Annotated in this window: 14 protein-coding genes; 1 reads left to right on the top strand and 13 read right to left on the bottom strand. The window is 37.8% G+C overall.

From position 1 onward, the window contains the following. The coding region (locus tag ST42_RS07100) for a transposase (RefSeq protein ID WP_231556956.1) at positions 1-657 on the top strand (657 nt) is incomplete at its 5' end. Between the two features lie 196 nt (positions 658-853). Here ST42_RS07100 and ST42_RS07095 read toward each other — a convergent pair. The 13 genes from ST42_RS07095 to ST42_RS14045 form a co-directional block, all read right to left on the bottom strand. Next, complete coding sequence (locus ST42_RS07095) at positions 854-1,792, bottom strand: glycosyltransferase (RefSeq protein ID WP_044072983.1); 939 nt, start codon at positions 1,790-1,792, stop codon at positions 854-856. Next, on the bottom strand, positions 1,776-2,084 hold the full coding sequence (locus tag ST42_RS07090) for a hypothetical protein (RefSeq protein ID WP_156139320.1): 309 nt from the start codon (positions 2,082-2,084) through the stop codon (positions 1,776-1,778). The genes ST42_RS07095 and ST42_RS07090 overlap by 17 nt, the downstream gene beginning before the upstream one ends. After that, a complete protein-coding gene (locus tag ST42_RS07085) occupies positions 2,047-2,520 on the bottom strand; it encodes an acyltransferase family protein (protein ID WP_197068923.1) in 474 nt (157 codons plus the stop codon). Before ST42_RS07085 ends, ST42_RS07090 begins: the two co-directional genes overlap by 38 nt. Before the next feature lie 7 nt (positions 2,521-2,527). Next, positions 2,528-3,739, bottom strand: a complete 1,212-nt coding sequence (locus ST42_RS13175) for a glycosyltransferase family 4 protein (protein WP_052488268.1) — start codon at positions 3,737-3,739, stop codon at positions 2,528-2,530. A gap of 18 nt (positions 3,740-3,757) precedes the next feature. Continuing rightward, entirely contained in the window at positions 3,758-4,468 is a 711-nt protein-coding gene (locus tag ST42_RS07075) for a CatB-related O-acetyltransferase (RefSeq protein WP_082028608.1), read from the bottom strand. Position 4,469: 1 nt separating this feature from the next. Then, positions 4,470-5,285 carry a glycosyltransferase family 2 protein gene (locus tag ST42_RS13170; RefSeq protein WP_052488267.1) on the bottom strand — a complete coding sequence of 272 codons (816 nt, stop codon included), beginning with the start codon at positions 5,283-5,285 and terminating at the stop codon, positions 4,470-4,472. A 30-nt stretch (positions 5,286-5,315) separates the two neighbouring features. After that, positions 5,316-6,365, bottom strand: coding sequence for a glycosyltransferase family 2 protein (locus tag ST42_RS13165; RefSeq protein ID WP_052488266.1), 1,050 nt, complete (start codon positions 6,363-6,365; stop codon positions 5,316-5,318). Then, positions 6,362-7,342, bottom strand: a complete 981-nt coding sequence (locus ST42_RS07060) for a glycosyltransferase family protein (protein ID WP_044072979.1) — start codon at positions 7,340-7,342, stop codon at positions 6,362-6,364. The genes ST42_RS13165 and ST42_RS07060 overlap by 4 nt, the downstream gene beginning before the upstream one ends. Further along, positions 7,339-8,373, bottom strand: coding sequence for a glycosyltransferase family 2 protein (locus tag ST42_RS07055; RefSeq protein ID WP_044072978.1), 1,035 nt, complete (start codon positions 8,371-8,373; stop codon positions 7,339-7,341). The genes ST42_RS07060 and ST42_RS07055 overlap by 4 nt, the downstream gene beginning before the upstream one ends. 10 nt (positions 8,374-8,383) lie before the next feature. Continuing rightward, the gene (locus ST42_RS07050; protein ID WP_044072976.1) at positions 8,384-9,286 is read right to left on the bottom strand and encodes a GT-D fold domain-containing glycosyltransferase; all 903 of its coding nucleotides are present in this window, start codon (positions 9,284-9,286) and stop codon (positions 8,384-8,386) included. 14 nt (positions 9,287-9,300) lie between these two features. Further along, on the bottom strand, positions 9,301-10,854 hold the full coding sequence (locus ST42_RS07045) for a lipopolysaccharide biosynthesis protein (RefSeq protein ID WP_044072974.1): 1,554 nt from the start codon (positions 10,852-10,854) through the stop codon (positions 9,301-9,303). Between the two features lies 1 nt (position 10,855). Next, positions 10,856-11,869 (bottom strand): acyltransferase family protein, encoded by a 1,014-nt coding sequence (locus ST42_RS07040; RefSeq protein ID WP_044072973.1) that lies wholly within the window; start codon positions 11,867-11,869, stop codon positions 10,856-10,858. A gap of 59 nt (positions 11,870-11,928) precedes the next feature. Next, positions 11,929-12,389, bottom strand: a 461-nt coding sequence (locus ST42_RS14045; protein WP_044072972.1) for a hypothetical protein, incomplete at its 5' end; no start/stop codon positions are given.

The following is a 12,389-nucleotide window of genomic DNA, read 5'->3' as shown; positions in this document are numbered from 1 at the left end:
ATATCGCTGATTTTTAGTAACTTAGTGGTGATCAAAACATTAAGTTCAAACCATCGTATGTACAACCTTTATACAAAATTCGTCAAAATACTTGAGATATGCAAGCAATTCTCTGAAAATCTCGTCAATGAATCGGGTAATGTTCCACGTCGTGGTCCTGTTCCCAAGTTTTCGGATTTGGAAGTGGTGGCGCTATCCCTGACGGCAGAGACCGAGAGCATTGATAGTGAGAAGTGGTTGTTCGACTATAAATTGCAAGAATACAAGGACAACATTCCCAATCTCATATCAAGGAGACAGTTCAATGACCGCAGGAAGAAAACGGCAGACTGTAGCATCTATGGTGACAAAGGGTATATTGGAGCTGACGTACAGCTTGACTTGTTCGAAACCGCACACATAAGACTGGAGTGTCCGTATCGGCTCAACCAAAAGGACTGGAAACCGACATTCATCCCGTTTGCAAAGGCAAGAAAGAGGATTGAGACAATATTCTCACAACTTACAGACCAGTTCCTGGTCATCAGGAACTACGCGAAAATAACGAATGGTTTGTTTGCCAGAATCATTGGCAAAATTAGTGCACTCACCATTCTGCAATACGTAAACTTCATTAACGACAAGCCCATTGGCAGAATTAAGTATGCACTAAATTAATTCCGCCAACAGGTTACGTAAACAAGCCTTTACCCCATTGTATCTGCTTTAGACATTCCTTACAATTAGACTCATCACAACCATTTTGGATACAATAATGCATATGAACACAATTGTCTCACATTTCCCACAAGCCGTATATTTATCAATACACGATTGAATAAAAGTGTCAAATTCCAGCATAACTTTATCTCTTTTACACCTCATACCCCTGCTTCTTCATCACACCCATCATCCACTCAATCCTAACCTTCCAGTCTCCATGCTCCAATGCTCTTTGGCGGTTTCTATCCACTAACTCCTGATAATCTTCAATATGCTCTAGGATTCCAAGAATTTGGTCATTGGCATTGTCTTTATCCAAGTGAACGACAGGATCATAGCCTATAATATCTATCAATTCTTGCGGTGCTCGTCCAAGAATTACAACACCAGAGAGCATGCACTCCCAATATCTTTGGGTTAAGGTATCAACACCCTCCGCAAGTTCTGGCTGATTATCAAGACGAGTCAAAGCCAAAGTAATCTTCGAATCGGCCAAAGCATCTGCCAACTGGGCACGAGTCTTTAAACCTGTTCTTTCATTTCTGCTACTTAAAACAATGATACTTTTATCAAACTGAGTAGAATCAAGGATTCTGCTGCAACGTCCAAATTCCAGATAGTCAATAGAACGTTCTGACAATGGTTTGCCAGCATGATAGAGTTCGGTCTCTATAGCTTCTGGCAAGTGGTTGATGTTGACATTAGGACATAAAGAGCGCATTCGTTCTGCTGTCTGAGAAGATGTAAAGAAAGCTGTTTGAACCTTATGCTTGTGAAACCATTTTGCCATATTTTCTACATATCTAGGCCAACAATCCCATATGACCGGTATAATTTCATAGCCAAGATAATCTGGGAATGTGTCAAAACGCAAACTTGCTCCTTCTACAAATCTCAAACGAGCTTCTTTACTATTTTGATACAGTGTCGGTAAATCCAAGTGATAAGCTAAACGTTCATAGTATTTCTCCAATGGACGCAAAGGAACAACAGCTCCTCCACACTCTTTCCATTTTTGATAAACAGCCAACTTGAAGTTACTATTGTTCTCATACATGAAAGGCTTAACAGCCTTAACTTTTTTCATCATAACCAATGTTTTTTAATGAATTGACAAGTAAGTTTTCAGATCGATTTCTAATTGCATTCAACGAATCTTCTTTAGCTATAATAAAATAAGGCTCACCGACTTTCATTCCTGCTATTATAAATGCACCCAGTAATAGTAAATGCCAATGCTTAAAACTCAATTTATTAATGCTGTATTTATGGCTTAAATGACCAACATAATAAAATAAAGTTGCAATCATTCCATGAGCCAAGTAAAAGGGTATGTAATATTTGTTACCTATAAAAGCGCCAAATATTGAAATGCCTGCCACTACCCCCCAATAAGTATTTGTTGCTAATAAATCTCTGCAATGTATCATATATAAAACGACACCAAAACAAAGCCATCAGAAACCATAATGGACCATTACCACCATAACCAACAACAGCATTACTACCTAACCAAGCAGAAGAAATACCAAATGTACCATAAATTATTTTTTGATAATTCTCCAAATTCAGGACAAATGCCAACATAAATGCCACAAAACATGTAAAAGCATATGGCACTAACAAACTCCTATATGTACCATACCAAAAGTCTTCAAACGGTTTAGTACGATAGAAATAACCAGAAACAATAAAGAACAAAGGCATATGCCACATGTAAATAAAATGATGTAAAGTCTGTGGAATTATACAATGACCACAAAGCATTGCAATTATTGCAACGCCCTTCATCAAATCAAAAGTTATATCTCTATCCATATTCTTTTCATACATTATGGTTTGTTGGCAGAGGTTCACATCCTATTATAGGCAATAAATATGTATTTACGCGATAACTATAGCTCATAGACTTAAATGATAACGCATGTTCTACAGGAATTTTCCAAGAACCTTCAATTATACCATTTAAAACTTCAGCCAAACTCTCATCATCGTTTTGATTAAGTTTTACCCCATATTTCCAATCATTTGAGCACACATCTGCTCCGCCAACATCTGTACTTACGACATAACACCCAAAGGCAGCTGCTTGACTATAGACATTTGCAAAACCTTCATGTCTTGCAGTTGCAAGTAACACCTTTGCCCGATTGTAATATTCAAACACTTTCTTCTGATCGTAAACCATACCCGTAAAAACAAACTTACCCTTATGTTGCGGATATTCTTCAAAAAAAGTATCTATCGTTTTCTGGAAATTATCGTCTTCATTCAAGTTGAAACTACTTGTGATAGGACCAAGCATATATATCTTCCAGTCCTTCAAATCCACATTGCGCAGAGCATTCAAAAGCATTTCGGTGTTTTTCTGATAGCAACCGATTCGGCCTACACAGACCATGATGTTTTCCTTTTCGGCAAACGGTCTACGCTGCAAGCCATACGATTCGAATTTCTCGTCATCCAGACACGGATAGAAATGGAGCAACCCGCTCCAATGCTTGCGTTGCCAAAGGTCCACCATCAGATTGTATGCCACAGTATTTGCCACAAGATAAGTGACATGGCGGAAGAAATAATCTGTCAATCTATCCTTCACCCATCCCGCAAGACCACCTGAATAATGGAATCCGTTCTTGTTTAGTTCACGAGCCTGTGGTGGCTCCATGTCTCCGAACACCACCACCCGACCGTTCGGATTACGCTTCTTATACAAATAAGTAGCGAACATATGTATCGCACTGCTTCCTGTGAGGAACAACACGTCAATATCCTTTGAGTGAGACACTATTTCTTGCAAGAAAACCTTCAATTGATTGGTGTTGCAAGTCTTCTTGATGGCAACTCCGCGGTGTTCGCCCGGTATCTCCGTATTACCCAAGTTTTCGGTGTACAGATACGTACACTCGCCTCCAAGTTCTTTAGCTATATAGTAAGGAATCAGGAAAATGTCCTTCGAGAGGAACATCTCCTGAAACTGGTAGGCATAAGCCAACACCTTTATCCTTCTTTGTTTTTGTTTGTTATAAGTTGTCATATTCTCACTTAAAATGATTTAACTGAGTTTAAAATATTCTTTCAATGCTTCCACATCATTCAGCAGTCTCCAGTTCTTTTCAAACCATTCCGGCTGATTATTCCACCACTTGGTTTTCTGCAAGAACTGAATTGTTTCGTCATCATAACGATAGCCAATGACTTTGGCAGGTACGCCACCTACAATTGCATACGGCGGAACATCTTTTGTAACCACAGTATTGGCAAGTACTACCGCTCCATCGTGTATCTCTACCCCACCAATTAAAGTGACGTTGGAACCAATCCAGCAGTCGTTACCGATTTTGTTTACAAGTTCTCTGGCTTTATCATAGAACTTGAACTCCTCTATCATCTGCTCTGTAGCAAACGTCTTACCTTGCGGATTGTTTCCGTTGCTTTTAGAAAAGAACAAAGGACATGTTGTAGCGAACGGCGCCTTATAAGCATGGGTAGCATTGATGTATCGGCAGTTGGGACCGATGGACGTAAAGCGCCCTACCTCAGCACTAACTATTCCGTCCCCACCGATGTAAGAGCCGTAACCTAAGAAACCAAAGAAGTCGGTATGTGGACCAACCATGTTCATTCCCTCAAAGCCACAACGATAGGATATATGTGTAGAGTACCAGAACTTTACTTTTTTGCCATTATGCCGTTTCTGCCATAAATAGAGGAGCAGATTACTTAAAACCGGCAGCTTCTTTATTATTGCTAATAATTTTGTCATCCTATTTTAAGAAGTGAATTAACTTGTACAGCAACAACCAATCGTATCTGCGATGCAGCCCAGGATACAGCTTTCTGCATTGCTCTGGATAGTAGTTGCGCTCACCAAGATAAAATGCATACAACGCCATCTTCTCCCAGAATGATTTACCGTTGAAATCAAGATGCCCCAAGAAATCTTCTTTTATGTCTTTACGGGCACGAGAGGCTGCGGAGAAGTCTATATTTGTTGTTAATACGGGTGTGGGAATCTTATATATTTTTGTATGCTTGTATATTCTATACAACCATTCCAAATCCTCAAAACGGCGTATATTCTCATTAAAAGGCTCTTTAAGACATAATTCTCTGGTACATACAAATGCGCCCGTTCGTGGTAGAATTCTGCCAAAGAAATGCTCCTTGTACGGGTTTTCAACTACCCCCTCCTGATATTTACATGCTAATTTCTTGTTGCCACATCGTGAAGTGTAGAAGGGTGCAAATATGAAAGAGGTATCTTTATGCTTATTTATATTCTTAGCAAAATACTCTAAAGCGCCAGGCAAGAATTCATCGTCTGCATCAAGGAACAGTATCCACTCGCCCTTGGCATTCTTCACACCAGCGTTACGAGCCTTGCTCGGTCCACCATTTTCCTGCTTTATCAGTCGGATGCGAGGATTGTTCATAGCTTCAACTATAGAAACTGATCCATCAGTAGAACCATCGTCCACAATCACAACCTCAAAGTCGTCGTACTCTTGTGAGAGCACGCTCTTCAGAGACTGCGCAATTGACGCCTCCTTGTTATATAAAGGTATTACTACTGAAATCATTTTAAAATAGATTTTATCAGTTTTTGATGTCTACATTTTGTTAATAAGCTTCAATACAATTCCATTCAATTTCATTTTGACAAATGGTATAAGGAATCGTGTTTTTATTGATGATGAAGTCAACATTGTTAGAGGTTTATCGATAAAACAATCCAATTGCTTCAGCATTTGCTTTTTTATGCTTTTATCTTTTGTTTGAGAGATTTTTGCCAATGTCATATAATAGATTGTCTGCATGATAAAGCTATACCCTTCACTTTTTGTTCCTTTGGTGTGGTATTTCTTATAGTATTCATACCATTGACTTGCTGTCAACTGCAGCATATCTTTAAGGAACAAGACATGCATTAATTGCTTAGTTTCCAAATTTAGTGGAACATTATAGTAGAGTTCCAATCTATTAGCTAACTTAAACAATTGGCTATCTACATATTCCATTTCTTCAAAGGATAGATTATAGCCGCTTTCGCCTTCATCAGCAGACTTATGGTAGTCTTTCTGTGTAGAATCTATATAAATGGACTCGGCATGACAAAGAAACTCCCAATTGAAAACATTGTCTTCGGCGAAACGCATTTGTTCATCAAAGCGTATCTGATATTGCTCTAAAATAGAACGCTTGAACAAACGTCCCCAAGGGAAACAGAGCTGATCTGCATTTATCAGTTTTGAAAGTTCTTGACTAACCTTTTGCTTGTCTGACAGTTGGAATTTAAAGCAAGAGGCTTCGGGAACTGCACCATAGTAAAAGCCAGTAATAACAATATCATAACCCAAGCCATGTGACAAGTGTTGTAGATAATCGGTCTCTATGAAGTCATCGGAATCAATAAAAGCGATATAATCACCTTGAGCAAAATTCAATCCCATGTTACGGGCAGAACTCACACCTCCATTCTCTTTATGTAAGACTCGTATCCGACTATCGTCATAAGACTGACAAATGCCTAAAGTATCATCTTTGCTACCATCGTCAACTATTATCATCTCCCATTCCGTGTATGTCTGTTCAAGAACAGACTGTATACATCGACGAATGGTTCCGGCTGCGTTATAAGCAGGTATTATAACAGAAATCATTTTTTCTTTGTGTATTTATGAATTTTTTCCAAGACAACGGCACACTTGTTCATAAGGAAACTTGCTACACCACCATCTTTGTAGATTCTGTTAAAGATCTTGCCAGCCGGAGAGAAAAGGAAATAGATATGATCCTTACCTACTGGCATTGTTGGCGACACGAAACTCTGTTTGCAATGCTTTATCAGTTCTTCGATGTCCGCCGTGAGACCTTTTGCTTGCTTCACATCTTTGTATATCTGCAGACTGAAAAATGGAGAATAGTCCTGATTCTCTATAAAGCTCATGTGCCACCAGTGAACAATTGCTGCATCAGCAAAGTATTTCAAGGACATTGCCACCTGCGAATTATATATTCCAGGAAGCTCCGATATCAGCATGTTATTCTCTTTGTTTGCAACAGATAACGCGGGTTGATCTTGACTTTGTCCTTTTTGGAAACAAGAAAACTCCCATTTTTTATTCCAGTCATGATATAACTTTCTCGCAGCATCAGTATCTGCCACAAACATCACTCCACTATTAAACCAGAACTTAGAATCAGAAATATCTACCCCAAAAACATTTTTTATACCATTTACGGGAGAGAAAGTAAGGTCTTTCAGCTGAAGATGCTCTTCCGGTACAGCAGCAATATCACAAGTCAAGTTGTCTATGTTATCCAATGGTTTGCAGATAACGGTATCCGTATCAATGAAGAGGTATGCACCGTCAATCACATTGCGCACCGTGGTCTTGATAACTCGTGAACGTTGCTTGGCATTATAGTTCTCCGGTACCGGCACAACAACGATGTTAGTTATCATGCCACAGAGTTCTGGGAATCTCTCCAAGTACTTCTTCGACGGTTCATCCACCAGCACGTTGACCGTCACCTCAGGATGGAACTGGCGAAGAGAATAGAGCGACACCCACAGCTCTTCCAAGAAGTAATCTTTCTCGGAGCTAATCAGTGTGTATACTATCGGGGTTTTCATTGCTTTCTTATATGTAGTCTTATTAGAATATAGGTGAACAAAACGTGCAAATTGTAGCTCAAGAACTGCATATTAATGATTCTCTTTGCTTGTGCATCAGACATAAACGCCTTTAGTTCTGGTATATCTTTAATCTTATTATAGAAATTGAAGTCAAAGTATTTATTAATATAATATTGTTGTCTTTTGGTTGCAGAAAATATGTTGCCTTTCACATTATATAATGAATGCAACATATTATGAAGTAGTACATAGTTGTATTTCCAAAAGGGCATTATGCGAGCATCATATAACTGATAAATCTCCACCAAATCCTGCATTGCTACAGACAACTTATGGTAACGATTAATACACATTTCTGAAGAAAGGTGTCTTTGACTAAGTTTGTTGTTATCTTCTTCGTTTATGACATAAGTTGCTTCAGGCACAGTTGCTGCTCCTCTAATGTGTTTGAGAAATTGATAACAGAAAAGACGGTCTTCAGACAATGAAAGTGTGGTGTCGAATCGCATGTTGTTTTGTTCTATCAAACATCTTCGATAGATTCTATCACATACATACATATATTGAAGAAGGTCTGTAGAGGCAAAGAAGTGCTTAGTTTCTTCTTTACCTTCGTACTTCGCCAAGCTATAAGTGTGATCAGGGCGTGTTTTTTGGCCTCTGCAAACATATTGACAACCACAAAACAGAATATCTACATTCTGATACTTTTGTATTGCTGTTGCAAATTGGCTCAAATGGTTTGGTGCAATGATATCATCACTGTCAACAAATGCCACCCATTCACCAGTTGCATTCTCTAACCCCAAATTACGGGCAGAGCCAACACCGCCATTTGGCTTGTGGAATACACGGAAACGAGAATCTTTATCAGCATATTCGTTACAAACCTTTAAAGAATCGTCATGGCTGCCATCATCAATCAACAGACATTCAAATTCAGAATGTTCCTGATTGATGATGCTATCTAAACACTCTGGTAGTGTTTTAGCCCTATTATAAATAGGTATAATTATTGTTATTAACATTGTTTCTCTATTAAATGCTTGTGATATCAAGTATTATTTGTTGTAAATATCCTTCGTCATAATCACTCTTTACGGAGCGTCCTCCTTCCGCTTCATTGGTGAATTTGCCATTTATTACAACTTTGTCAATAGCTCCCATCTTGAACCATTCATACTCTATATCTAGATGGCCAATGTCAATAGCCCAATACCCAAGTTTTGCTAAATCGTAGGCTAAAATGGTTGCGGTAGGTCCATAAGATAGTAATATTAAGTTATCTTTAGAAACATGTTTCACTATAGCTTCCAACATTTCATCATACATTGAAAATGCATCTGTTGCTGGTCCTAAGATTCTACTAAGGCTTTTGACATTATCATACATGTCATTGCCTATGCCGGTACGACTTTTTGTTCCTTCTATAATGACTACATCTTTATTATCCCATATAGCCTTTAACAAATTCAGCTGATTTTCGCAGTGACTTTTGTCTGTATACATCATATAGAATCTTGAGAGTTGGGTATCTATATACAGCCTTGTAGTTGAGAGATAAGGCAATAAAGAAACTCCTTTTCTCAAAGTAAAATAATCCCAAAAATCACGTGAACTTGGTCTTAATCCTATTGTGTGTTTTAAAGGCATGGGTAATCCAACAATATGATTCGGAGCATCTGTTGAAACTAAAACTTCTTTTAATCTTTTGGCTAACTTTTGATCTGCTCCTTGATAGTCATCATACCCACCACCTAATAACATAATAAACTCTCCGTCTCCAAATCTGCTTACTGAGCACTTATGTTCGATAATATATTTTATGGAGTCGATAGAATTGAGAATATTTATTCTCTCAAATTGCTTATGTGCAAGAGGTATTCTTACATACCAATCAAACCGACGAACTATACCATCAATGATTCTTCTTAATAACATAAATATTAATATCTTTAAAATTTGACTTTCTCTTTAACAATTCCCCACATTCTGCGATGGAACTTTCTAGTTCCAGGAGTCAATATATAGAACTGAATATATATTGTAGGAATGATGATCACAGACAAGACAAATCCATATATAGCAATACTAAGATATGAATTAAGATTTTCGGGATGCAGCATGCTGTCTAACCAAACAAAAAGAACGCCATTGGCAGCCAACAATCCCCAACGCCATGCCATTGGCAAGAAATAGCCTCTCCATGGGTTTATTTTGAATCCTCGTGTATAGAGGAAATACGGCTTCCACCCATTTACTATGATTAAGTTGCTTGCCAAACCTCCCATAAGAACACCTGATATATCGAAGAAATATCCCAATGTAAATGCTAAACCAAGATTGATTATTGCTTCTATTACCGGTGCCCATATATCTTGAAACAAGCCATAACCTCCGATGTATCCGTCAACGGTGCTTCTGTTTATGGAGAGGAACGAAAGAATGCACACAAGTATCAGCACTTCATGACCTAAAAGATATTTAGGCGACAACCAAACAGAGATGAACGGTTCGCAGATTAGACCTAATACAAGCACACAACCGAAGGAGATACAAAGACGCGAGTCTATCAACTCCCAAAAGACCGACTGTATACGCTGATCGTCTCTACTTGCAATCAAGTTGCCTATAGCATTGCCAGTACTTGCAAAAGCGGTCTTCAAAACGTCTTTTGCTCTGTCGATGGTGGCAAGGTAGTTGCCGTAATAGGCTACAGCGGTGAGCGAGGTGAAAGCAAACATAATCAAAGGTGACACCTGGTTGACTATGAACGTCGTGATTTTATGGAAGAAGATCTGTTTGGTCTTCTTTATTATCTCAGGATATTCCTTAAGGAGTTGTTTACCGCTCTCTTCAACTTTTGCGAGCCAGGGATAATCTCTATGCAACACATGGTTTAACCATAAGCAACCGATGATAGAGCCTAACAGAGATGTTCCAATATAAAGTATGAATGGACATGGAACGATTGGAAGCAAGAATATCAGCAGTATCTGAAAGACAACAGATGCTGAAGAGGTAACCTGAGTAACCTTATAGCCTTTCTGGTCTGCTGCAAGAATACATTGGCGATAGTTCATAAAGTAGCCCAGCATCGAACCGATGAGCATAACGGAGAACGTAGCGTAAGCATACCATAACGGAAGCTGTATCTTCGCAAAGATAATTGGGAAGAAGCACATGAGGACGGCAGATCCTGCCATCACGACCATTGCTATTCGGCGATATATCCACCCCTGTAGAGCTACGATTTTATTCATCGTGACAGTATCACCTTCGAACATTGGACGATACAAGAAATAGCCTACGGATGAGCCGATACCCAATTCAGCAAGATTTAAGAAACTAAAGAGTGTGGAAGCCGTGGTGTCGAGACCAAGGACTTCGCTACCTAAATAATCAAAAAACACCTGTCTCTTCCAGAAGCCTATTATAACATTGATGGCATAGAAGAGCAAGGCAACCCAAGCATTTTTTAAACTTTTTGATGTACGAGATTCTGACATATTAATTGTTACCAAAACAAAGCTGTTTGGCAAAAGGATATGGTTGAATGATTTTTTTTACGAATATACATACGTATGCGATTCCTATAGCAATGGGGCATATTATTGCAAGTTCCACCAAAGAAGAACAACTATGACCTCTAAAGCAATAGTCATTGGAGAGTGTAGTCAGCAATCCATCCACACCATATATTCTAAACAAGAAGAAATAATGAAGGAAATATATTTCCAATGTATTTCTACCTATTAGCCTCAATCCTTTCGCAAAAACATTTTGTGACTCAAAATAAGACGAGTAGTATCTAAAAACAACCAGTATGTCATATACAAGGATTAACCTGCAAATGTTTTTAACATACCAAGGTACGTCATAGAGAACAGGCAGCACGCCTAATATTAAAGAAACCGTTAAGACATATTTGTTATTAAGATAACGACCTATGTTCCCTTCATATTTCTTCAGTAATACTCCCATATAGAAATAGAAATAATAAGCTGCTATAAAATCAAACGAAGTGGCTTTAATTATAGGATCAAAAACGTTTATATGTCTTGAAAGATAATGCAAGCACAATACTATCAAAAGATGCAATACCCCCCCAGATTTACTAAAAGGCTTTAAGACAATTGTAAGAACTGCATACAGTATTGAAATACAAAACAGAACGTAAGTAAACCAATAACCAACTTTAAATGAGTCAATTATACAGTCCACATAATTCATTCTAAAATAAAGAACGCATAAGGTGAACATAACAGCTGTAGGCACCAATAGGTTTCTTGTCTTTTTCAAAATTATGGGCTTTAGTTCTGCCGGCTTCTGGATGTTTCCTATCTTTGCAGAAAAGTAGCCACTGACGAAGAAGAATAATGGCATAAAATACAATTGAATAAATGATGTGACAGACGAGATATAATCACTATCTCTCATTCCCATTGTAAACAGATGCGCATATATCACAGATAATATGCCAAACCCTTTCATCGCATCAAAATAGTCTAATCTTTTATTCATTAACTAAATATTAAAATATCAATTTTTTTTGCACTATGAATAATAAATTGCCCACAACATCATTTTTCATAAAACGTTATGACATTATTGCTTCTTAATATAACTAAGTAGCTATCGCATTCATAGATATTACCATTATAATCTTTTATCTTTGCCTTATATTTTTTGTTATTATATATTCTGTAAGGTATTGCCTTCAAACATTCAGCAACGACATTATCTATAAACACCTTGTTTTTTAAGTCTCCAATTAAATAAATAGTCTCTACATTTGAATGGATCTTTAATATATTGTTTATATAAATTCTACTTCCCTCAGTATCCACCTTGTACTTTTTACCAACAATTCTTATCGCAAACTTACAATGATTTCCTGTGAATTCAGATATTATATCTTGAGACAACTTTCTATTTGAATAATTATTCAAGAAAGCTGCCAAACGGTTAACTTCTTCAAAGATTTCATTTTTGTTAACCGCCGTGCCAAATATCTTTTCACCTAAAAAATTTAATTCATTGA

The organism is Prevotella pectinovora (assembly GCF_000834015.1).
GTDB classification, from domain to species: Bacteria; Bacteroidota; Bacteroidia; order Bacteroidales; family Bacteroidaceae; genus Prevotella; species Prevotella pectinovora.
The sequence above is the reverse complement of the archived record's forward strand: the minus strand, read 5'-3'. Positions and strand labels throughout refer to the sequence as shown.

Coding starts and splice junctions, on each gene's coding strand:
- ST42_RS07095 (WP_044072983.1), bottom strand. CDS start 1,792: ATGATGAAAAAAGTTAAGGCTGTTAAGCCTTTCATGTATGAGAACAAT.
- ST42_RS07085 (WP_197068923.1), bottom strand. CDS start 2,520: ATGGATAGAGATATAACTTTTGATTTGATGAAGGGCGTTGCAATAATT.
- ST42_RS13175 (WP_052488268.1), bottom strand. CDS start 3,739: ATGACAACTTATAACAAACAAAAACAAAGAAGGATAAAGGTGTTGGCT.
- ST42_RS07075 (WP_082028608.1), bottom strand. CDS start 4,468: ATGACAAAATTATTAGCAATAATAAAGAAGCTGCCGGTTTTAAGTAAT.
- ST42_RS13170 (WP_052488267.1), bottom strand. CDS start 5,285: ATGATTTCAGTAGTAATACCTTTATATAACAAGGAGGCGTCAATTGCG.
- ST42_RS13165 (WP_052488266.1), bottom strand. CDS start 6,365: ATGATTTCTGTTATAATACCTGCTTATAACGCAGCCGGAACCATTCGT.
- ST42_RS07060 (WP_044072979.1), bottom strand. CDS start 7,342: ATGAAAACCCCGATAGTATACACACTGATTAGCTCCGAGAAAGATTAC.
- ST42_RS07055 (WP_044072978.1), bottom strand. CDS start 8,373: ATGTTAATAACAATAATTATACCTATTTATAATAGGGCTAAAACACTA.
- ST42_RS07050 (WP_044072976.1), bottom strand. CDS start 9,286: ATGTTATTAAGAAGAATCATTGATGGTATAGTTCGTCGGTTTGATTGG.
- ST42_RS07045 (WP_044072974.1), bottom strand. CDS start 10,854: ATGTCAGAATCTCGTACATCAAAAAGTTTAAAAAATGCTTGGGTTGCC.
- ST42_RS07040 (WP_044072973.1), bottom strand. CDS start 11,869: ATGAATAAAAGATTAGACTATTTTGATGCGATGAAAGGGTTTGGCATA.